Genomic DNA, 21,395 nt, shown 5'->3' on the forward strand with positions numbered 1-21,395 from the left:
ACGCTTGATCCACACCGGCCTCGGAGAACAGCATAGCCATCAACAGCAACGATCTTCTGCGACTTGCCATGAGTCTCTCGGCAAGCAGTTCGGAGGTGAAGCGCCGGGCGGCGATCGGCCGCGCGTACTACGCCGCGTATCACCGATGCCTCGATTGGGAGCAGGCGCTTCCTGGGCGCGGCGACCACGGGCAGCTTCACGGCTCGCATGAGCGACTGATCGCTCGCTTGAAGCATCCTCATCACGCCTGCGATGCCGCCACGGCCAATGAGTCGCGACACCTCGGCGGACAGCTGGAGAAGCAACGAGGGCATCGAACGATGGCGGACTACCGAATCAAGGGACGGCTGCCGCCGGATGCGCTGGAAGAGCAGTTGCAGCTTGCCCAAGAGATCTTGGCGCTGTGCGATCGTCCAATCGTCACGCACGCCTATCAAAGGCTTCGCTGTCAGCTCCGCCCTTCTGCGAACCGCTGATACCAAGCCACCGCATCCGCATTCGCCATCGCATCGCGCTTCATGACCTGCTCGGCGGCGGCGCCGAGCAGCAGCTTCTTGATCGGCAACTCCATCTTCTTGCCCGAGAGCGTGCGCGGGATGGCCTCGACCTGATGGATTTCGTCCGGCACATGGCGCGCCGACAAGGCCTTCTTGATCGACTCCCGCAGCCGGCGTTGCAGCGCGTCGTCCATCGCGAGGCCCTCGCGCAGGTGCACGAAGAGCAGCAGGCAGCTCGGACGGCCGAGGTACTCCAGGTCGACGACCAGGCTGTCCAGGACCTCCGGATGCGTCTCCACCGCGCGGTAGAGCTCCGCCGTGCCCATGCGGATGCCGTGGCGGTTGATCGTCGCGTCCGAGCGGCCGTAGATGATCCCACCGCCTGTGGGCGTGATGCGCAGCCAATCCCCGTGGCGCCAGATCCCTTCTCCGTTCGGGCCGCGGTACATGTCGAAGTAGCTGGACAGGTAGCGATCGTTGTCCTTGTCGCCCCAGAAGTACAAGGGCATCGACGGCATCGGCCGGGTGCAGACCAGCTCGCCGACCTCGTCGACCAGCGGCCGGCCTTGCCCGTGCTCATCGGCCTCGGAGAAGGCGTGGACCGCCGCACCCAGACTGCGCACCTGCATCTGGCCGCGCACCAGCGGCTCGGTGATCAGCCCGGTGAGGAAAGCGCCGGCGAAGTCGGTCCCGCCGCTGATGATGCAGATCCAGATCGGCTTGCCGTCCGGGCGCGGGCAGTTCGCCCAGATCCAGTCATAGCTCTCGTCCGCCAGCGGGCTGCCGGTGCTGCCGATCGCGCGCAGGCGGCTCAAGTCGCCGTGCTTCATCGGCTGGACGTCGGCCTTGAGGCAGCTCGCGTAGAACGCGGCGCCAGCGCCGAAGAAGGTCGCTCCGGACAAGGCCGCGAAGCGCCATAGCGTGCTCCAGTCCGGCGCGTCCTTGGGACCGGCGGGGCTGCCGTCGAAGAGACAGATGGTGGTCCCGCCCATCAGCGCGCCGACCTGGCAGTTCCACATGATCCAGCCCGTGGAGCTGTACCAGTGGAAGCGGTCCCCCGTATCCACCGTCGCGCCGACGTTGTTGTGGATGCCGCCCTTGAGCATCTCCAGCATCACGCCGCCATGACCGTGGACGATGGGCTTGGGCAGGCCGGTCGTGCCGCTGGAGTAGACGATCCAGAGCGGATGGTCGAAGGGGACGGCCTCGGGGGCGCGCGGCGCGGCGTGGGCGATGAGATCGGACCAGCGGTGGGCGCGACGGGTGGAGGCCGCGAGCACTGAAGGATCGGCTGAGGCGTTCAGATTGCCGAGCAGGACGACGTCGCGCACCGTCGGCAACTCGTCGAGCAGCTGCGTGAGCATGCCCAGGCGATCGATGGATTGGCCGGCGTAACGCACACCGTCGGCGGCGATCAGGACCTTGGGTTCGATCTGGCGGAAACGGTCCAGCACGGCCACCGGGCCCATGTCGGGCGAGCAGACCGACCACACCGCGCCCAGGCTGGCGACGGCCAGGAAGGCGACCGCGGTGGCCGGCACGTTCGGGAGATAGGCAACGACGCGGTCGCCGCGTCGCACGCCCAGGTCGTGCAAGGAAGCAGCCAGCGCGCCGACCTGGCGTCGCAGCTCGGGCCAGGTCAGCTCGCCGAGCTCGCCGCGCGCGAGCATGGATTCGTCGGCGTGGACAATCGCAGGATGGCCGGCGGCGTGCGCGGCGTCGGCGTGGCGAAGGGCTTGCGAGGCGACGTTCAGCGTGGCGCCGCGGAACCACACCGCGCCAGGCATGCGCTCCTCACAGAGGGCGCCGTCGAACGGGGTGTCGGAGCGGACGTCGAAGTGGTCCCAGATGCTGCGCCAGAAGGCGTCGACCTCGGTCACCGACCAGCGCCACAGCGCAGGGAAGTCCTCGAAGACCAGGCCGCGTTGCTCGCGCAGGAAGCGCAGGTAGTGATCGATCTGCGGGGGCGGGGTCATGCGAGGCTCCTTGTCGGGGAGGCTTGACGATAGCCGCTGGGGGGGCAGCGCGCCGTCACGGAGGCGACCGGGAAACGCCCCCTCTCCCCCGCCCTCTCCCCCTCCCGGGGGCGAGGGAGCTATTCGGAGGCGACGGGATGATTTAGGGCTAAGGGATGATTCTGGGGCGAGGGGGCCATTGGGGCGCCCTGCGCGAAGGCGATGAGGGATGCGGGGCTCAGCGTTGGGGCTGCTTCGCCGTGTCGATGTCGACGTAGGACCAGAAAATCTGGTTGAAGTAGGGGCGGCGGTAGCCGATCAGCCAGGGCTGGGCGAGGTCGTTGAGGATGCGGTGCACCCGAAACTTCTGCGGCATGTAGGCGGTCAGCAGCTTCTGCGCCTCGCGCAGCAGGGCCTCGCGCTCAGGGCCGTCGGGCAGCACCAGCATGCGGCGGTAGATCTCGTCGTAGCGCTCGAGCTTGAAGCGCCCGAGGTTCTGTCCGCCCGAGGCCGGGCCGTACATCAGCTCCAGACCGATCTGCGCATCCGGCGTCGTGTTGTTGAAGCCCAGCTGCCAGATCATGAGCTGCCCGGCGCGCGCCGACTTCAGGTTCTCCGGCCACTGCGCCGTGCGGATGCGGATGCGCAGGCCCAGCTTGTCCATGTCGCGCTTCCACAGTTCGTCGTAGGGCTTGGTGCGCGAGTCCGGCGAGGACGCGATCTCCAGCACCAACGGCTTGCCGTCGGGCTGGTCGCGCCAGCCGTCGCCGTCCTTGTCGACATAGCCGTAGGTGTCGAGCAAGGCCTTGGCGCGCGGCAGGTCGAAGTCGCTGTTCTCGCTCTTGAAGTGCTCGTCGTAGCCCCAGGCCATCGGCGACACCACCGACTGCGCCGGAATCGCCTGATGCTTGCGCGTGGAGGCGATCTCGGTGGGGATGTCCGTCGCCAGGCCGATCGCGCGGCGCAGCGCGACCTTCTCCGGCGTGTAGCCGCCGACCAGCGGATCCTCCATGTTGAAGTAGTACATGGTCCGGTCGCTGGCCAGCGAGCGCGCCAGCCGCATGCCCTGCTTCTCCAGGTTGGGCGCGAGATGCCCGTGCGGCACCACCACCTCCGCGTACTCCTCGGGCAGGCCGAACATCAGGTCGAACTCGCGGTTCAGGAAGGACAGCCAGCGCGGCTGGCCCTCCTCGATGATGCTGATCTCGACCGCGTCGATCATCGGCAGCCGCCGGCCCTTGAATCGCGCGAGCAAGGCCTGACCCTCGGCGTCGTCGGCGTTGGGCTGCGCCTCGTAGACCACCTCGCGGAAGCCGGGGTTGCGCACCAGCCGGATCAACGAGCTGCGCCGCCAGCGGTCCAGCATGAAGGGCCCCGTGCCGACAGGGTGCTCCATGATGCGGTCCCCATAGTGCTCGACCACCTCGCGCGCCACCGCGCCGTAGGTGTCACCGCTGGCGAGGTTGTAGAGGAAGCGCGGCCGCGGCCCCTCCAGCTTGAACTGCAGGGTGTAGCGGTCCAGCGCACGCACGCCCTCGACCGGCTTGTCGTAGTCGAACGGGCGCTTGTGCTTGAGCGCGTCGTCGCGTAGCGCCTGCAGGCCCAGGAGGCCCTCCTGGCGGAAGGTCGAGTACAGCGGGCTCTTCACCGCCGGGTCGTAGAAGCGCTTGAGCGCGTAGACGTAGTCCTCGGCCACCAGCTCGCGCCGCCGGCCCTTGAAGGCCGCGTCATCGGCGAAGTAGGTGCCGGGCTTGAGGCGGACCGTCCAGGTGCGGAAGTCCTCCGAGACCTCCGGCATCGCCGCGGCCGTGTTGGGCTTGAGCTTGAAGGGCCGCGCCAGGTAGTCGTAGTTGTAGAGCGCGTCGAAGATGTGGGCGGTGACGATGCGCGAGTACAGATCGCTCAGCTGCGCCGGATCGAAGCCGGTCTCCGCGACCAGGAAAGCGTAGCGCAGGACCTTCTCGGGCGGCGCCGGTGCCGCCGGGGTCGCTGGCTGGGCGACTGCCGCGGCGGCGCCCACGGCCAGCGCGGCGGCGAGGAGGGCGCGGCGTGTGTTCAATGCGCAGCCTTCGCCAAGGTCGGATCGATGTCCACGTACTCCCACCAGTTCTGCCAGAACACCGTGCGCCGGTAGCCGATCAACTGCGGCTGCGCGATGTCGGTGATGAAGCGATGGCCGCGGTACTTGTAGGGCATGTAGGCCGCCGCGTAGCGCGAGGACTCGTCGAACAGGTGCTGCCGCTCGGGGCCGTCGGGCAGATGCGAGGCCTCGTCGTAGAGCTTGTCCAGCGCGGGGAGACGGAAGCGCGCGTAGTTCTGAGCGCCGATCTGGCCGCTGTACATGCGTGCCAGGGAGTCCTGGCTGTCGGGCTTGGAGGCCGAGGTCGCCAGCGACCAGATCTGGTACTTGCCGGCGCGCAGCGCCTTGAGGTTCTCCGGCCACTGCGCCGTCTTGAACACCAGCCGCACGCCGATGGCCGCGAGGTTCTTCTGCACGATCTCGTCGATCTGGCGCTGGAACTGCTCGGGCGTGGTCAGGCTTTCCAGCACCAGCGGCTTGCCGTCGGGCTGCTCGCGCCAACCGTCGCCGTCCTTGTCGACATAGCCGTACAGATCCAGCAGCGCCTTGGCGCGCGCCGGGTCGTACAGGCTCATCTCGCTCTTGAACTTGGGATCGAAGCCGGTGGTCCCCGGCATGTAGAGCGACTGCGCCGGCATGGCCTGACCGCGGCGCACCAGGCGCAGTTCGCGCTCCACGTCGATGGCCAGCGAGATCGCGCGGCGCAGCGCGATCTTGTCCACCGTGTAGCCGCCGATCACCGGATCCTCCATGTTGAAGACGGTGAAGAGCACGTCCGACGCCACCGTCCGGTACGCGTGCATGCCGCGCTTCTCCAGATTCGGCGCGAGCTTGCCGTTGGGCATGGCCTGGTTGATGAAGTCCTCGGGCGTGCGTTCGATCAGGTCGTACTCGCCGCCCAGGAAGGACAGCCAGCGCGGCTGGTTCTCCTGGATGATGCCGACCTCGACGCGGTCGATCATGGGCAGGCGCCGGCCCTTGAAGCGCTGCTTGAGCGCCTGGCCCTCGACGTCGTCCGGCGCGGGGTCGACCTCCTGGTCGTAGAAGCGGTCGCGATAGCCGGGGTTGCGCTCCAGCACGATCAGCGAGCTGCGACGCCACTGCTTGAGCACGAAGGGCCCCGTGCCCACCGGATGCGCCATGGAGTCGCCCGGATAGGCCTCCATCACCTCGCGCGCCACGGCGCCGTACAGGTCGCCCTGCGCGAAGACCTCCATCAGGCGCGGCCGCGTCGCCCGCGAGTGGAACTGCAGCGTGTAGCGGTCCAGCGCGCGCAGGCCCTCGACGGGCTTGTCGTAGTCGAAGGGCTTGCCGCTCTTGCGGACCTGGTCGCGGTACTCGTTCAGGCCGATGAGCTCCAGCTCCTCGATCTCGCTCCAGGCCGGCGAGGCCACCGCCGGATCGGCGAAGCGCTTGATCGAGTAGACGTAGTCCTCGGCGGTCAGCTCGCGCCGCTTGCCCTTGAACGCAGCGTCGTCCGAGAAGTAGATGCCGGGCCGCAGCTTGACGGTCCACCGCTTGTAGTCCTCGGACACCTCCGGCAGCGCGGCGGCGGTCAGCGGCTTCATCTTCGCGGGCCGCGCCAGATGGTCGTAGGTGTAGAGCCCCTCGAAGATGTGGGGCGTGACCATGCGCGAGTACAGATCGCTGATCTTGGCCGGATCGAAGCCGGTCTCCGCGACGCGGAAGGCGTAGCGCAGCACCTTGGGCGAGGTCGAGGCCACGCTCGCCGAGGCGGACGCGCCAGCCGGCAGGGCCGATGCCTTCGAGGCGTCCGGCGATGAGGCCCCGCTCGCTGCACCGGCCGCGAAAGCCGCGAGCGGCGTCATCGCGGACAGCGCCGGGACCGCGCCCAGGGCGGACGCGAGCAGCGCGCGACGGAGGATCGAAGGGACGGGCGTCGCGCGCGGCTGGGTCATGGGGCTCTCGGGGGATCTCTGGGGATCTCGGGTCTTCGCTTACTTGGACTTGAGATGGGCCTTGGCCAGCGCGTCCGTGTCGATGTCGACGTAGGAATAGAAATCGCGCTGGTACAGGTTCTTGTCGTAGCCGGTCACCCAGGCCTGCGTCATGTCGGTGAAGATGCGGTGCACATGGACCTTGTAGGGCATGTAGGCGATCAAGAGGCGCTGCATCTTGTCGATCACCGCGAGTCGCTCGGGGCCGTCGGGCATGCCGTGCTGCTGGCGGTACAGGGCGTTGTACTCGGGCAGATCGAAGCGCGCCTTGTTGGACTGGCCCTTGCTGCCGACGTAGCCCAGGCCCAGGAAGTTCTCGCCGTCCGGGACGTCGGCGCTCCAGCCCATGCCCCACATCATGAGCTTGCCGGCGTTGGCGGACTTGAGGTTCTCGGGCCACTTGGCGATCTTGAACTTGATGCGGATGTTCAGCGCATCCATGTTCTTCTGCCACAGCTCGGCCAGCTGGCGGTTCGCGCCGTCGGGCTGGGTCGAGTAATCGATCACCAGCGGCGAGCCGTCCGGCTGATCGCGCCAGCCGTCGCCGTCCTTGTCGACATAGCCGTACAGGTCCAGCAGCGCCTTGGCGCGGGCGCGGTCGAACTGGCTCATCTCCGACTTGAAGGCCTTGTCGTAGCCGGTCACGCCCGGGGAAATGATGCCCTGCGCGGGGATGGCCTGACCGCGGCGCGGCAGACGGATCTCCTGGTCCAGGTTGACGCCCAGGCTGATCGCGCGGCGCAGCGCGATCTTCTCCGGCGTGTAGCCGCCGACCACCGGGTCTTCCATGTTGAAGTAGGAGATCGCCACGTCGGCGCGCTCGTAGCGCACGGCGCGCACGCCTTCCTTGGCCAGGTTGGGCGCGATGCGGTTCTGCGGCATGCCGATGGGCGCGAACTCCGCCGGCAGATCGTCCAGCAGGTCGAACTCCTTGCGCACGAAGGCCAGCCAGCGCGGCTGGTTCTCCTCGATCACCGCGATCTCGACGCGGTCGATCATCGGCAGCTTGCGGCCCTGGAAGCGGCGCGCGGCCTCGACCAGCTCAGGCGCGGCGCCGGCGGGCGGCTGCTCGTGATAGCGCTCGTCGCGGAAGTTGGGGTTCTTTTCCAGCACGATGCGCGAGGACCGGCGCCATTCGCCCAGGCGCCAGGCGCCCGTGCCCACCGGGTGCTCCATGATCTTGTCGCCGTAGGTCTCGACGACCTCGCGCGCCATGATGCCCACCATCGGATCGGCGAAGTGCAGCAGGAAGCGCGGATCGCTGTTGGCCACGCGGATCTCGACCGTGTAGCGGTCCAACGCGCGCAGGCCCTCGACCGGACGGTCGTAGTCGAAGGGCGTCTTGTTCTTCATCGACTCGGCGCGGACTTCGCCCAGGCCCAGGATCTTGGCGCCCTCGAAGCGGTACAGGTGACCGCTCTTCACGCGCGGATCGTAGTGGCGCTTGATCGTGTAGATCAGGTCCTCGGCGACCAGCTCGCGCTTCTTGCCCTTGAACGCGGCGTCGTCGGCGAAGTAGATGCCGGGGCGCAGCTTGAAGACGAAGCGGCGCGCGTCATCGCTGACTTCCGGCATCCCGTCGGTGACGGCCGGCTCCAGGCGATAGGGACGCGCCAGAAAGCCGTAGCGCAGCGGCGAGTCGAAGATGCCCGCCGTCACATTGCGCGAGTACAGGTCGGTGACCTGTGCCGGATCGAAGCCGGTCTCCGCCACGCGGATCGCGTAGCGCAGCACCTTGGGCGCGGCCTGGGTCGCGTCGGCGGGCGCGTCCGCGGCGACCGCGACGCCCGTGCCCATGGCCATGGCGGCGGAGATGACGGAAAGAGAGAGCGCCCGGGCGATTGCCCCGGCCATGCCGCGTCGGATCAAGATGCTGTCCTCGGAGAGAAGCCAAACGAGAAAGCGCGTCAGTCTAGGGGTCGCCGCGTGCGCTGACCATGCCGGCAACCCGGAGGCTCGGCGGTCCTCGGCGCGATGGGGCGCACTGCGGACCAAATCCCCGGTGCGACCGGCATGCTTCATCAGTTTTCTTCGATGGATTCAGGGCAAATGCCGGTGCGGCCCCAGGGAGCGCTCACGTAGACTCCCGCGTGTTTTCGCACCCCAAGGCCCCGGCCGTCATGAGCGTCCGGGGTTTTGCTTTTCTCTGTCGACCGACTTCGCGCTCGCGAGGACATGGCGACGCTTGACCGGAGTACCGCGGCAATGGCGGCATACCTCATCAGGCGCCTGTGGCAGATGGTCCCAACCTTGTTGGGCGTCGTGCTGCTGGTGTTCTTCCTCTTCAAGTGGTTCGGCGGCGATCCCGCCGAGGTTCTCGGCGGCATGAACGCCAGCGCCGATCAGATCGAGGCGATCCGAGATCAGCTCGGCTTGAACAAGCCGGTCTGGGAGCAGCTGCTGATCTTCCTGCAGCAGATCGTGACTTTCGACTGGGGCAAGAGCTGGGCGACCAACGAGTCCGTCTCGCACCTCTTCGCCACCCGCATGCCCGCCACGCTGACGGTGATGCTGCCGATCCTGGTGCTGGAAGTGCTGCTGGCCATCCCCTTCGCGCTGGCCGTGGCCTACATGCGCGGCAGCCTGACCGACCGCACCGTGATGATCGTGACGACGGTGGCGGTGTCCATCTCGCTGCTGGTCTACGTGATCGTCTTCCAGTACGTCTTCGCCTTCCGCCTGGGCTGGTTCCCGGTGCAGGGCTGGAGCGACTCGCTGTGGACCAACCTGACGACCTATGCGCCGCTGCCGGTGTTCGTCGCGGTGGCCGTGGCGCTGTCCCCCTACACCCGGCTGTACCGCACCTTCTTCCTGGACGAGATCGGCCATGAGTACGTGCGCACCGCGCGCGCCAAGGGCCTGACCGAGAAGACCATCCTGCTCAAGCACGTGCTGCGCAACGCGATGATCCCGATCATGACCAACATCTCCGTGGCGCTGCCCGGCGTGTTCGTCGGCTCCTTCCTCCTGGAGGTGTTCTTCTCGATCCCGGGCCTGGGCCGCGAGATCCTGCTGGCGGTCAACCGCAACGACTATCCGGTGATCCAGGCCTTCGCGATCTACATCGCGGCGCTGACCATGGTGGTCAACCTGGTCACCGACATCCTCTACAAGCTGGTCGATCCGCGGGTGGTCCTGAAATGAGCGCAGTGATGGCAAATCAAACCGGGGTCGCCGCGAAGCCCAAGCGCTCGCAAGGCGTGTGGGCCGCGTCGTGGCGCCGCCTGCGCGCCGACAAGGTCGGCATGGGCGCGATGGTGGTGGTGATTCTGTCGCTGCTGCTGGTGCTCGCCGCGGGCCTGGGCCTGGTGGCGGGCAACTGGCAGAAGGAGACCGGCGTGCCCAACGCGCCGCCGACCTTCATCGGTCCGATGCCGGCCGAGGCCTCGGGCGCGATCGCCCAGCCCAAGGGTCCCAACGTCGACCTGAGCGACATCGACCCGCTCGCGCCCAAGTACGCCGAGTGGGCCGAGAAGGCCAAGCAGTACAAGACCGACGAGGCGCCGCGCGCCGAAACGCTGCCCTTCGGCGGCGACCGTCTGGGCCGCGACGTGCTGGCCAAGGCCATCAAGGGCGCGGAGATTTCCATCATGGTGGGCCTGCTGGCCGCGCTGGTGGCGACGGTGATCGGCACCGTGCTGGGCGCGCTGTCAGGCTTCTACGGCGGCAAGGTCGGCGACTTCCTGGAGTGGGTCTACAACGTCTTCACGGCGATGCCCAACATCCTGCTGATCTTCGCCTTCGCGGTGGTCTTCGGCCGCGGCGTGATGCCGGTGGTGATGATCCTGGGCCTGGCGGGCTGGACCGGCATCTACCGCCTGGTGCGCGCCGAGTTCATGAAGCATTCGGTGCGCGAGTACGTGCGCAGCGCCGAGGCCATCGGCGCGAGCAAGAGCTCGCGCATGTTCAAGCACATCCTGCCCAACGTGTCGCACGTGGCGTTGGTGCAGCTGTCGCTGCACGTGGTGAGCTTCATCAAGAGCGAAGTGATCCTGTCCTACCTCGGTCTGGGCGTGAGCGTGGACCAGGTCTCCTGGGGCACGATGCTGGCCGAGGCCCAGAGCGAGCTGATCCTCGGCTACTGGTGGCAGCTGGCCGCGGTGACCGGTTTCATGGCGGTGTTCGTCACCGCATTCGCCCTCTTCACGGATGCGCTGCGCGATGCGCTCGATCCGAAACTGCGCGGTCTGGAGTAAGTCATGCTGTTGAGCATTCAAGACCTGAAGGTCGCCTTCCGCATGGGCAAGACGAACGGCGTCATGCAGCGGCAGCTGGCCGTCAAGGGCGTCAGCTTCGACATCCCGGAAAACGGAACGGTGGCGCTGGTGGGCGAGTCGGGCTCGGGCAAGAGCGTGACCGCGATGTCCATCCTCAACCTGCTGCCCGACAACGCCGAGCGGACCGGGCAGATCCTGTTCCAGGGCCGTGACCTGCTGAAGACCTCGTTGCGCGAGCTGCAGTCGGTGCGCGGGCGCGAGATCGCCTGCGTGTTCCAGGATCCGATGAGCTCGCTGAACCCGGTGTTCCCGGTCGCGGACCAGATCATGGAGCCGCTGATCAAGCACCTGGGCATGACCCGCCGTCAGGCGCTGGTGCGCGCCGAGGAGCTGCTCAATGAAGTCGGCATCCCGGATCCCAAGCGCCGCCTGAAGAGCTATCCGCACGAGATGTCCGGCGGCCAGCAGCAGCGCGTGATGATCGCGGTGGCGCTGGCCTGCAATCCCAAGCTGCTGATCGCCGACGAGCCCACCACCGCGCTGGACGTCACGATCCAGCGCCAGGTGATGGAGCTGCTGGCCAAGCTCAAAGACACGCACAGGATGAGCATGCTGTTCATCTCGCACGACCTGGGCGTGGTGGGCGAGATCGCCGATCGCGTCGTGGTCATGCGCCATGGCGAGATCCGCGAGCAGGCCCCGGTGGCCGACATCTTCCACAAGCCGCGGGACGCCTACACCAAGGCGCTGCTGGCCTGCCGCCCCTCGATCGACGAGAACCCGGCGCGGCTGATGGTCATCGACGACCACATCGCCGGTCGCGGCGCGCAGGGCACCGGCAAGGCCAAGGACCCGGACGCGCCGGTGATCCTGGAGGCCAAGGGCCTCAAGAAGAGCTTCTTCTTCAAGTCGGGCCTGTTCAGCAAGACCGAGTTCAAGGCCGTCAAGGGCGTGGACTTCCAGCTGCGCAAGGGCCACACGCTGGGCGTGGTGGGCGAGTCAGGCTCGGGCAAGACGACCATGGGCCTGACGCTGCTGCGCCTGCACGAGCCCACCGGCGGCGAGGTGCTCTTCGAGGGCAAGGACCTGCTCAAGATGAGCGGCCCGGATTGGCAGCGCATGCGCCGCCGCATCCAGGTGGTGTTCCAGAACCCGTATGCCTCGCTGAATCCGCGCTTCACCATCGCGCAGACGCTGCTGCAGCCGATGGAGATCCACGGCATCGGCAAGGACCATGACGAGCGCCTGGCCACGGCCAGCGCGCTGCTCAAGAAGGTCGGCCTGGACGAGAGCGCGCTGCACAAGTACCCGCACGAGTTCTCCGGCGGCCAGCGACAGCGCATCGCGATCGCGCGCTGCCTGACGCTCAAGCCGGAAGTGCTGGTGCTGGACGAGGCGGTGTCGGCGCTGGACGTGTCGGTGCAGGCGCAGGTGCTGAACCTGCTCAAGGACCTGCAGGACGAGTTCGGGCTGAGCTACATCTTCATCAGCCACGATCTGGCGGTGGTGAAGTTCATCTCCGACGAGGTGCTGGTGATGCAGCACGGCGACGTGGTCGAGCAGAACGACGCCCGCGCGCTGCTGGCCGCCCCGAAGGAGGAGTACACCCGCCGCCTGCTGGGCGCGATCCCCCGCGGGTATCAGGGCGCGGCGGAGACGGCGGCAGCCTGAGGGGCCAGCACGGAAGGCAACTTTCCACAAGTGCGAAGCCTGTCCCCCGTTGGCGCGGGGGGACCTCCTGCACCACGGGGGAGCCGTGGCTAGAATGGCCTGCAAGTTTTGTGCCGTCAGGATCCCCCCATGCCGCTTCGTCGCCCCCTTCTGCTGTGCAGCGCCCTCGCGCTGGGCCTGCTCGCCCCCATGGCGCAGGCGGCCAAGGATGACCGCACCAAGCCGCTGAACCTGGTCTTCGACCGGGAGGGCGCGATCGACAAGGTCAAGCAGCGCTCCGAGTTCAACGGCAACGTGATCATGACCAAGGGCTCGCTGGTGCTGCGGGCCGAGCGCATGGACGTCCAGGAGACGGCCGACGGCTATTACCAGGCCTACGCCAACGGCGCGACCGGCAAGCAGGTGCAGTTCCGCCAGGACCGCGACACCCCGGGCGAGCGCATCGAGGGCCGCGCCGACCAGATCGAATACGACACCCGCACCGACACCATCCGCCTCATGGGCAATGCCGAGGCGCGGGTGATGCAGGGCGACCAGCTGCGTCAGGCGCTGTCCGGCGCGGCGCTGAACTACGACAACCGCACCGAGCGCCTGCAGGTCGAGACCGGCGCAGGATCCCCGCACCCGAGCGGCCGCGGCCGCGTGGTGCTGGTGCCCCGCAACGAGGCCGTCGAGCCGGCCCCCGCGAGCAGCGCGCCGCTGCCGCTGCGGCCCAGCATCAACCTGTCGCCGCGTCAGCCCAAGCAATGAGCCAAGCCCGCGTGAACACCGCCGCCAGCCGCCTGCAGGCCTGGGGGCTGCAGAAGTCTTACGGCGTGCGCAAGGTCGTCAAGGACGTCCACCTGGACCTGCACAGCGGCGAGGTCATCGGTCTGCTGGGCCCCAACGGCGCCGGCAAGACGACCAGCTTCTACATGATCGTGGGCCTGGTCCGCGCCGACGCCGGCGAGATCCAGATCGACGGCCGCCCGGTCCAGGACCTGCCCATCCATCAGCGCTCGCGCCTGGGGCTGAGCTACCTGCCTCAGGAAGCGTCCATCTTCCGCAAGCTCAACGTCGAGGAGAACATCCGCGCCGTGCTGGAGCTGCAGCTGGACCAGAACGGCAAGGCCTGGCCGGCGTCGCGCATCAACGCGGAGCTGGACAAGCTGCTCAACGAGCTCTCCATCGAGAAGCTGCGCGACACGCCGGCCCCGGCGCTGTCGGGCGGCGAGCGCCGCCGCGTCGAGATCGCGCGGGCGCTGGCGACGCAGCCGCGCTTCATCCTGCTGGACGAGCCTTTCGCCGGCGTGGACCCGATCGCGGTGCTGGAGATCCAGCGGATCATCCGCTTCCTGAAGCAGCGCGGCATCGGCGTGCTGATCACCGATCACAACGTCCGCGAGACGCTGGGCATCTGTGACCGGGCCTACATCATCAGCGAGGGGGCGGTGCTCGCCGAAGGCACGCCCCAGCACATCGTCGAGCATCAGGACGTGCGCAGGGTCTACCTCGGCGAACACTTCAAGATGTAAGGGCCGGGAGTCGACATGAGGCCGACGCTACAGGTACGCCTGTCCCAGCATCTTGCGCTGACGCCTCAGCTGCAGCAGTCCATCCGTCTGCTGCAGCTGTCGACGCTGGAGCTCCACCAGGAGGTGGAGCAGATGCTCGCGAGCAATCCGCTGCTGGAGACGGACGAGGAGTTCGACGCCCCGCTCGCGGCGCCCACGCAGGAACGTCTGACCGAGCGCGAGGAACGCGAGGAGCGCGTCGCGCAGAGCGATTCGGAATCGTCGATCAGCGAGGCGCCGGCCGGCGACGAGATGCGGGCCGAGGAGTTCGGCACCACCGAGCGCGACGACTGGGAGAACGGCACCGAGGGCGACGACTTCGACGGCATCCGCGAGACCCCGTCCAGTGCCGCGCCCAGCGGCGACGACGACGAACGCCCCGACACCGAAGCCCCGGATGAATCGCTGCAGGACGTGCTGCGCGCGCAGATGCCGGGCATGAATCTGAACGCGCTGGACCGCGCCGCGCTGCTGGCGCTGATCGAGTCGCTCAATGACGACGGCTATCTGGAGGACCCGCTCGAGGAGCTGGTCGCCGCCATCCTCGGCGAGGAGGCCGACGAGGAGCAGCGCGAGGAGTTGCTGGATCGTTTCAAGGTGGCGCTCAAGTGGCTGCAGTCGATGGAGCCCGCCGGCGTCGGCGCGCGCGACCTGGGCGAATGCCTGGAGTTGCAGCTGCGCACGCTGCCGCGATCGCCCGAGCAGGCCCTGGCCATCGTGATCTGCCGCCGCCATCTGGAGCTGCTGGCCAAGCGCGACTGGCGCCGGATGATGTCGCTGACGGGCGCGGACGAGGAGCTGCTGCGCGGGTCGCAATCGCTGATCGCCGGTCTGGAGCCCAAGCCCGGCCGCCGCTACGCGCGCAGCGAGAACCGGCCGGTGGTGCCCGACGTGATCGTGCAGAGGGCGGGCCGCAACTTCCGCGTGATGATCAATCCGGACGTGCTGCCCAAGCTGCGCATCAACGACCTGTACGCGCAGGCGCTGCGGGCCACGCGCGGCGGCGTCAGCAACTCGCCGCTGGGGGGTCAGCTGCAGGAGGCGCGCTGGTTCATCAAGAACATCCAGCAGCGCTTCGACACCATCCAGCGCGTCAGCGAGGCCATCGTCGAGCGCCAGCGCGGCTTCTTCACGCATGGTGAGCTGGCGATGAAGCCGCTGGTGCTGCGCGAAATCGCCGATGAGCTGGGGTTGCACGAATCGACGATTTCGCGGGTGACCACGGCCAAGTACATGGCGACGCCGTGGGGCACATTCGAGCTGAAGTACTTCTTCGGATCCAGCCTCTCGACGGAGGCCGGTGGCAATGCGTCGAGCACGGCGGTGCGGGCGCTGATCAAGCAGTTCATCGCAGCCGAGGACACGGCCAGCCCGCTGTCGGACAGCCAGCTGTCGACGATGCTGGGCGAGCAGGGCATCACCGTGGCGCGCCGCACGGTCGCGAAGTACCGCGAGGCGCTCAAGCTCGCCCCGGCGAATCTGCGCAAGACGCGCTGATTTCTTGCAGTGGGACAATCGTCCCTCGCCTCCCGGGCGCCTCAGCGCCCGCTCCACGCCCGCTCCACCCTTATCCACGATGTCCGAGTCCGCCTATCACCTGTTCCTGCCCTGCGCCGCCGGCGTCGAAGACTGGCTGGAGGACGAGGTCCGCGACATCCTGAGCCCACGCGAGTGCCTGGAAGGCCCGAAGGCTTTCCGCGGCGGCGTCGGCCTGTACGGCACGCTGGAAGCGGTGTTGCGCCTGAACCTGCACAGCCGCCTCGCGCAGCGCGTGCTGATCGAGGTCGCCCGTCAGGAGTACCGCCACGAGGACGACATCTACGCCATCACGCGCACCGTCGACTGGACGCAATGGATCACCCCGCGCCAGACGCTGCGCGTGGACACGACGGCGCAGCGCTCCCCGCTGCACAGCCTGAATTTCGCGACCCTGCGAGTGAAGGACGCCGTCTGCGACGTGCTGCGCGAAGCCAGCGGCGAGCGCCCCAGCGTCGACACGCGCTGGCCGGACCTGCCGCTGCAGCTGCACCTGACCGAGTTCCTGGCGACCGTCTACGTCGACAGCTCCGGCGAGTCGCTGTTCAAGCGCGGCTGGCGCGAGGACAAGGGCGACGCGCCGCTGAAGGAAACGCTGGCCGCCGCGATGCTCGCAGCCGCGGGCTGGAAGGGCACGCGTGAGGAGGGCGGCGCGCTGCTGGACCCGTGCTGCGGCTCGGGCACCATCCCTGTCGAGGCGGCGACCATCGCCGCCAACATCGCTCCCGGCATCCAGCGCCGCTTCGCGTTCGAGAAGCTGCGGCCCTTCCAATCGCATCTCGCGGCCTGGCGCGCGATGAAGGACGAAGCCCGCGCCGCCGAGCGCGCCCCCGAAGTCCCGATCTACGCCAGCGACGTCTCCTTCCGCATGGTTGACTTCGCGCGCCGCAATGCCGAGCGCGCGGGCGTGGCGCAGTACATCCAGTTCAACGGCGGCGACGCGCTGGAGCGCCCGGCTCCTCAGCTTCCCGAGGACGTGCCGGGCACGCTGATGCTCAACCCTCCATATGGGGAGCGGATCGAGGTGCGCGGCAAGGCGGGCTCGCACCGCCTGGACGCGGGCGCGCTGTCGGAAGAGCGTGATGCGGGCGACGACTTCTTCCCGCGCCTGTCTGCGCACTGGAAGCGCGCGTACACGCAGCACTCGGCGGGCTGGACGGCCTGGCTGCTGTGCCCGGAGATGAAGCTCCCCAGCAAGATGCGACTCAAGGAATCGCGCCGCATCCCGATGTGGAACGGGCCGATCGAATGCCGGCTGTTCCGCTTCGATCTGGTGGCGGGCTCCGCGCGCAAGCCGAGCGCTGACAAGGACGAGTAACTTCGAACAACCCGCCCCTCCTTGTAGGGGATGGGGTCACCCCCGACGATGCGATTTCTTTCCGATGGGAGGGCCGAGATGATTCATGCAGACCTGGGACCTGAATTGGAGACCGTCGTGCTGAATCTGATCGAGAGCGGAAAGTACTCGTCGCGTGCGCAAGTGCTGCGGGAGAGTGAGGAGTTGAGGGAGTGGCGCGAGGCGCAAGTGATGGCGTTTGATGCGTCCATTGAACGCGGCCTCGCGGAAATCAAGGCCGGAGGCGGGGTTCCCGCCGAAGACGCCTTCGAGCGCTTGTTCCAGAAGTACCCGGACCTTAGGTAGCCGACCGGCATGCGAGTCAGCCTCCTGACCGAGGCATCGGCAGATCTCGACGACATCGCGGCCTACATTCGCAGACATAACCCAAGACGCGCGCGCAGCTTCGTTCACGAGCTGATGCGGAAGATCTTCGGGCTGTCCACGATGGCGGAATCGTTCCGTGTGGTCCCGCAGTACGCGACAAGCGGCCTGCGCAGACGCGTTCACAAGCCGTGTCAGATCTTCTACATCGCCGATGTCACCCAACACGTCGTTCACGTGGTGCGTGTCCTGCACACGTCACGCGATACCGATCCGTTGCTACTCCACTTCGAACGAGGAGTTCCCCGTGAATGACAAGACCGCGAGTCGCCCAGGGGATCTGCTGCATGAGCAGCTTTCCGCCTTCAAGGCCATGCTCGATCAGAGCATCGAAGACTCGAAGAACGGCCGTGGCCGGCCTGCCAACGAGTTCTTCGATGAATGGCAGGCTGAGATCCGAGAGCGTAGGTGTGGCGTCAATGAGGCTCGCTCAGCGCCAACCACCCCAACACTGCCAACGGCGCCGTATCCGCTCGCAAGATCCTCGGGCCGAGCTTCGCGGCGCTGAAGCCGCGAGCGCGGGCGGATTGCTCCTCGGCCTCGCTGAGGCCGCCCTCGGGCCCGCTGAGGACCACGATGCGTCCCGCATCGCCGGCCGATGCCGTCAGCGCCGACAGGGGCTGCGCGGCGACCGGGCTCAACAACCAGCGCTGCTCGCCGCCATCGGTCGGAGACTCGGCATCAAGCTCCCCCAACCACGCGCTCAGCGTCTTCACCGCCGCGACCTGCAACGGCTTCGCCCGCCCGCATTGCTCGGCGGCCGCGATCGCCACGCCCTGCCAGTGCGCGCGCTTCTTCTCCGCCCGCTCGCCGCTGAGCCGTAGCACCGAGCGCTCGCTCATCAGCGGCTGGATCGCCACCGCGCCCAGCTCGCAAGCCTTCTCGACGATCCCGTCCATCCGATCATTGGCCGGCATCACCACCGCCAGCGTCACCGCGCGTCGCAACTCGCGGTCCACCGCCTGGCGCGACTTCAGCGCGACCCGCACCTCGCTGCGGCCCATGGCCGTGACCTCGGCGGTCCATTCCTCGCCGCTGCCGTCGAACAGCGTGACCGCCTCTCCCGGCTGCAGCCGCAGCACCTGCACGTGCCGCGCCGCGCCCGGCGGAAGCGCCAGCTCGGCATCCTCGCCCGAGGTGGCCAGCGCCACCTCCACAAACAGTCGAACCGCCAAGCTTCACTCCTTGTGCTTGCGCACCCAGCTCGCGAACGCGGTCAGCACCTTGCGCAGGAAGGCTTCGGTCTCGGGCTTGGCGATGCCGCCCTCGGCGGTGAACATCTCGCCCGCGCCGCCCAGATAGACCTCCGGCGACGGCAGCAGCGGCGTGTTCAGGCAAGCCAGCACCTGGCGCAGATGGTGGTTGGCGCCGAAGCCGCCCAGCGCGCCCGGCGACAGCGTGAACACCGCGGCCGGCTTGCCGTCGAAAGCGTTGTGGCCGTAGGGGCGCGAGCCCACGTCCAGCGCGTTCTTCAGCGCGCCGGGAATCGAGCGGTTGTATTCGGGGCTGACGAACAGCACCGCGTCCGAGCCCTTGATGGCCTCGCGGAACCGGGTCCAGGCGGCCGGCGGCGCGGCGGCCTCATCCTCGTTGTAGAAAGGCAGATCGCCGATCTCGACGATCTGCAGCTGCAGCTCGGCCGGTGCCAACTTGGCCAGGGCGAGCGCCAGCTTGCGATTGAAGGACCCCTTGCGCAGGCTGCCGACCAGCACCGCGACGCGATAGGACGTGGACATGTGAATTCCCCCGACGATGGATGACGAACGGACCGCGACCTTCGCGCCCGCGTTCAACCCGGGTGTCGAAGGTCAGTGAAAGCCCAGTGTCGCACGCAGCTCGTGCGCGGCGGCGTCGCCCTTGCTGGCCCGCACGCGGTCGACGATGTCCAGCGCCAGCGTCTGCAGCTGCTGCAGGTCGGCGCACTGCTCGACCTCCAGCGTCAGCTTGTAGCCCTTGAGCAGTCCCTGCGCCTTGGCGAAGGCCGACAGCGCCGTGTAGAGCTGCGAGAAGTCCAGCGTCGTGGTCGGCGCGCCCGCGAGCCGCGACGGCGTCGCCATCGAGCCCATCGGTCGCGAAGGCGGCGCGCCAGCGGTGGCTCGCACCAGCTGGTATTGCACCAGCAGCTCCAGATCCGCGGGCGTGGCGCCCTGCACCAGGCCCAGCCAATCGCCACCGGATTTACCGGCGTCGATCACCAGCAGCAGATTGCGCGCCACGCGGGCCTGCACCAGCGCGCGCGACTTGATCTCCGCCCTTCCGGCCTCGGTCTTTTCGTAGCGTTCTTCGAGCACGGCCTTGCCTCCTGCCTCCCCCTGAGGAAGCGGAGCTTAGGCCTGGATGGGCGCGATGCGCCCGGGAACATTCCCGGGCCAGGGCGACGAAAGCCTACTTCTTGTCGCGCAATTCACGCCGCAGGACCTTGCCCACCGGCGTCTTGGGCAGCTCATTGCGGAACTCGATGATGCGCGGGCGCTTGTAGCCGGTCAGGTTGGCCTCGCAATAGGCCTTCACGTCGGCCTCGGTCAGCGCGGGGTTCTTGCGCACGATGACGACCTTGACCGTCTCGCCCGCCTTCTCGTCCGGCACGCCCACCGCGGCGCATTCCAGCACGCCCGGCATCAGCGTCAGCACGTCCTCGATCTCATTCGGATAGACGTTGAATCCGCTCACCAGGATCATGTCCTTCTTGCGATCGACGATGCGGAAGAAGCCGCGCTCGTCCACCGTGCCGACGTCGCCGGTGCGGAAGAAGCCGTCCGGCGTCATGACCTTGGCGGTTTCGTCCGGACGCTGCCAGTAGCCGGCCATCACCTGCGGACCGCGGATCGCGATCTCGCCGGGATTGCCCGCCGGGACTTCGTTGCCGTCGTCGTCCAGCAGCTTCACTTCGGTGTTGGGCAGCGGCAGCCCGATCGAGCCCGTGTAGGCGGTGCTGTCGGTCGGGTTGCAGCAGGCGACCGGCGAGGTCTCGGACAGGCCGTAGCCCTCGACGATCGGGCAGCCGGTCTTCTCCAGCCACAGTTTGGCCGTGGCCTGCTGCACGGCCATGCCGCCGCCGACCGAGATCACCAGCCCGCTCCAGTCCACCGTGCTGAACTGCGCGTGATGCGCCATCGCCATGAAGAGCGTGTTCACCGCCGGGAAGCTGTGCACCTTGTGGTGGCTCAGCTCCTTGAACACGGCGGGCAGATCGCGCGGATTGGGGATGAGCACGTTGCAGCCGCCCACGCGCATCGACAGCATCAGATTCGTGGTGAATCCGAAGATGTGATACAGCGGCAGCGCGCAGACGCTCATGAGCTGCTCGCCGGCCGGGATCTTCTTGAGCGCCGGCTGGTACCAGGCCTCGCACTGCAGCGTGTTGGCCACCAGGTTGCGGTGCAGCAGCACCGCGCCCTTGGACACGCCGGTGGTGCCGCCGGTGTACTGCAGCACCGCAATGTCGCTGGGACCGGTCTGCGGGCGCTTGTACTGCTGCGAGCGGCCCTTGGACACGGCGTCGTTGAATCGCACGGCGCCGGGCAGCTCGAAGGCCGGCACCAGCTTCTTGACCTTGCGCACCACGTAGTTGATGACCAGGCCCTTGGCGAAGCCCATCATGTCGCCCATCGCGGCCAGCACGATGTGCTTGGTCGGCACGCTGGCGAGCACCTGCTGCAGCGTGGCGGCAAAGTTCTCGATGATGACGATGGCCTTGGCGCCAGAGTCCTTGAGCTGGTGTTCCAGCTCGCGCGGCGTGTACAGCGGATTGACGTTGACCACCACGAAGCCCGCGCGCAGCACGGCGGCGACAGCGACCGGGTATTGCGGGACGTTGGGCATCATCAGGGCGACGCGGTCCCCCTTCTCCAGTCCCAGCCCTTGCAGGTAAGCGGCCAGCGCGCGCGAGGCTTCGTCGATCTGCGCGAAGCTGACGGAGCGGCCCAGCATCTTGTAGGCCGCGCGCTCGGGAAACTGCTTGAAGGCGGTTTCCATCAGCTCCACCAGCGAGGGGTAAACGTCCGCATCGATCGCGGCGGGCACCCCTGCCGAATAGTGCTTCAGCCAGCTTTTCTCCATTGTTTTGTCTCCAAGGTATCGGCGCGGATTCTCGCCGATCGCCATGCGCCCCCCATCAGGGGATTCGATAGAGCGCACAAAGTGGAGAGATGACTCCAGAACGCATCGGGTAAAAGTCGATTCGGCGGCGATTCGAAGGCGATCGGCCA

18 protein-coding genes are annotated in these 21,395 nt (G+C 67.7%); 10 read left to right on the forward strand and 8 right to left on the reverse strand.

All coding sequences use genetic code 11. The features are described from left to right. The first annotated feature begins 68 nt into the window (after nucleotides 1-68). Entirely contained in the window at nucleotides 69-476 is a 408-nt protein-coding gene (locus ABDW59_RS07860) for a hypothetical protein (protein WP_343629047.1), read from the forward strand. Here the strand turns inward: ABDW59_RS07860 and ABDW59_RS07865 are convergent. The 4 genes from ABDW59_RS07865 to ABDW59_RS07880 form a co-directional block, all read right to left on the reverse strand. Next, nucleotides 449-2,473 (reverse strand): acetoacetate--CoA ligase, encoded by a 2,025-nt coding sequence (locus ABDW59_RS07865; RefSeq protein ID WP_343629048.1) that lies wholly within the window; start codon nucleotides 2,471-2,473, stop codon nucleotides 449-451. The two genes, ABDW59_RS07860 and ABDW59_RS07865, sit on opposite strands and share 28 nt — an antisense overlap. A gap of 217 nt (nucleotides 2,474-2,690) precedes the next feature. Next, nucleotides 2,691-4,511: an ABC transporter substrate-binding protein gene (locus tag ABDW59_RS07870; RefSeq protein ID WP_343629049.1), complete on the reverse strand. Its 1,821-nt coding sequence runs from the start codon at nucleotides 4,509-4,511 to the stop codon at nucleotides 2,691-2,693. Beyond that, nucleotides 4,508-6,451, reverse strand: a complete 1,944-nt coding sequence (locus tag ABDW59_RS07875) for an ABC transporter substrate-binding protein (protein ID WP_343629050.1) — start codon at nucleotides 6,449-6,451, stop codon at nucleotides 4,508-4,510. The genes ABDW59_RS07870 and ABDW59_RS07875 overlap by 4 nt, the downstream gene beginning before the upstream one ends. 39 nt (nucleotides 6,452-6,490) lie before the next feature. Continuing rightward, complete coding sequence (locus ABDW59_RS07880; protein ID WP_343629051.1) at nucleotides 6,491-8,293, reverse strand: ABC transporter substrate-binding protein; 1,803 nt, start codon at nucleotides 8,291-8,293, stop codon at nucleotides 6,491-6,493. A 402-nt stretch (nucleotides 8,294-8,695) separates the two neighbouring features. Here ABDW59_RS07880 and ABDW59_RS07885 point away from each other — a divergent pair, with 402 nt between their 5' ends. From ABDW59_RS07885 to ABDW59_RS07925, 9 genes are all read left to right on the forward strand, one after another. Next, complete coding sequence (locus ABDW59_RS07885) at nucleotides 8,696-9,634, forward strand: ABC transporter permease (protein WP_343629052.1); 939 nt, start codon at nucleotides 8,696-8,698, stop codon at nucleotides 9,632-9,634. Between the two features lie 8 nt (nucleotides 9,635-9,642). Beyond that, on the forward strand, nucleotides 9,643-10,686 hold the full coding sequence (locus ABDW59_RS07890) for an ABC transporter permease (RefSeq protein ID WP_343629053.1): 1,044 nt from the start codon (nucleotides 9,643-9,645) through the stop codon (nucleotides 10,684-10,686). Nucleotides 10,687-10,689: 3 nt separating this feature from the next. Further along, a complete protein-coding gene (locus tag ABDW59_RS07895; protein WP_343629054.1) occupies nucleotides 10,690-12,378 on the forward strand; it encodes a dipeptide ABC transporter ATP-binding protein in 1,689 nt (562 codons plus the stop codon). Between the two features lie 129 nt (nucleotides 12,379-12,507). Beyond that, nucleotides 12,508-13,128, forward strand: a complete 621-nt coding sequence (lptA, locus tag ABDW59_RS07900; RefSeq protein WP_343629055.1) for a lipopolysaccharide transport periplasmic protein LptA — start codon at nucleotides 12,508-12,510, stop codon at nucleotides 13,126-13,128. Further along, nucleotides 13,125-13,892 (forward strand): LPS export ABC transporter ATP-binding protein, encoded by a 768-nt coding sequence (gene lptB / locus ABDW59_RS07905; protein ID WP_343629056.1) that lies wholly within the window; start codon nucleotides 13,125-13,127, stop codon nucleotides 13,890-13,892. The genes lptA and lptB overlap by 4 nt, the downstream gene beginning before the upstream one ends. A gap of 15 nt (nucleotides 13,893-13,907) precedes the next feature. After that, nucleotides 13,908-15,428 carry an RNA polymerase factor sigma-54 gene (locus ABDW59_RS07910; protein ID WP_343629057.1) on the forward strand — a complete coding sequence of 507 codons (1,521 nt, stop codon included), beginning with the start codon at nucleotides 13,908-13,910 and terminating at the stop codon, nucleotides 15,426-15,428. Nucleotides 15,429-15,507: 79 nt separating this feature from the next. Next, complete coding sequence (locus ABDW59_RS07915; protein WP_343629058.1) at nucleotides 15,508-16,785, forward strand: THUMP domain-containing protein; 1,278 nt, start codon at nucleotides 15,508-15,510, stop codon at nucleotides 16,783-16,785. Nucleotides 16,786-16,902: 117 nt separating this feature from the next. Further along, entirely contained in the window at nucleotides 16,903-17,109 is a 207-nt protein-coding gene (locus ABDW59_RS07920; protein WP_343629059.1) for a type II toxin-antitoxin system ParD family antitoxin, read from the forward strand. 9 nt (nucleotides 17,110-17,118) lie between these two features. Further along, nucleotides 17,119-17,442, forward strand: coding sequence for a type II toxin-antitoxin system RelE/ParE family toxin (locus ABDW59_RS07925; RefSeq protein WP_343629060.1), 324 nt, complete (start codon nucleotides 17,119-17,121; stop codon nucleotides 17,440-17,442). A 161-nt stretch (nucleotides 17,443-17,603) separates the two neighbouring features. Here ABDW59_RS07925 and ABDW59_RS07930 read toward each other — a convergent pair whose 3' ends face one another. The 4 genes from ABDW59_RS07930 to ABDW59_RS07945 form a co-directional block, all read right to left on the reverse strand. Then, nucleotides 17,604-18,362, reverse strand: coding sequence for a 16S rRNA (uracil(1498)-N(3))-methyltransferase (locus tag ABDW59_RS07930; protein ID WP_343629062.1), 759 nt, complete (start codon nucleotides 18,360-18,362; stop codon nucleotides 17,604-17,606). A 3-nt stretch (nucleotides 18,363-18,365) separates the two neighbouring features. Beyond that, nucleotides 18,366-18,923, reverse strand: a complete 558-nt coding sequence (locus tag ABDW59_RS07935) for an NAD(P)H-dependent oxidoreductase (RefSeq protein ID WP_343629064.1) — start codon at nucleotides 18,921-18,923, stop codon at nucleotides 18,366-18,368. A 72-nt stretch (nucleotides 18,924-18,995) separates the two neighbouring features. After that, on the reverse strand, nucleotides 18,996-19,478 hold the full coding sequence (locus ABDW59_RS07940; protein WP_343629065.1) for a hypothetical protein: 483 nt from the start codon (nucleotides 19,476-19,478) through the stop codon (nucleotides 18,996-18,998). Between the two features lie 94 nt (nucleotides 19,479-19,572). Further along, nucleotides 19,573-21,246: a long-chain-fatty-acid--CoA ligase gene (locus tag ABDW59_RS07945; protein WP_343629066.1), complete on the reverse strand. Its 1,674-nt coding sequence runs from the start codon at nucleotides 21,244-21,246 to the stop codon at nucleotides 19,573-19,575. Between the last annotated feature and the right edge of the window lie 149 nt (nucleotides 21,247-21,395).

This window comes from Roseateles sp., assembly GCF_039595295.1.
Taxonomy (GTDB): Bacteria; Pseudomonadota; Gammaproteobacteria; order Burkholderiales; family Burkholderiaceae_C; genus Roseateles.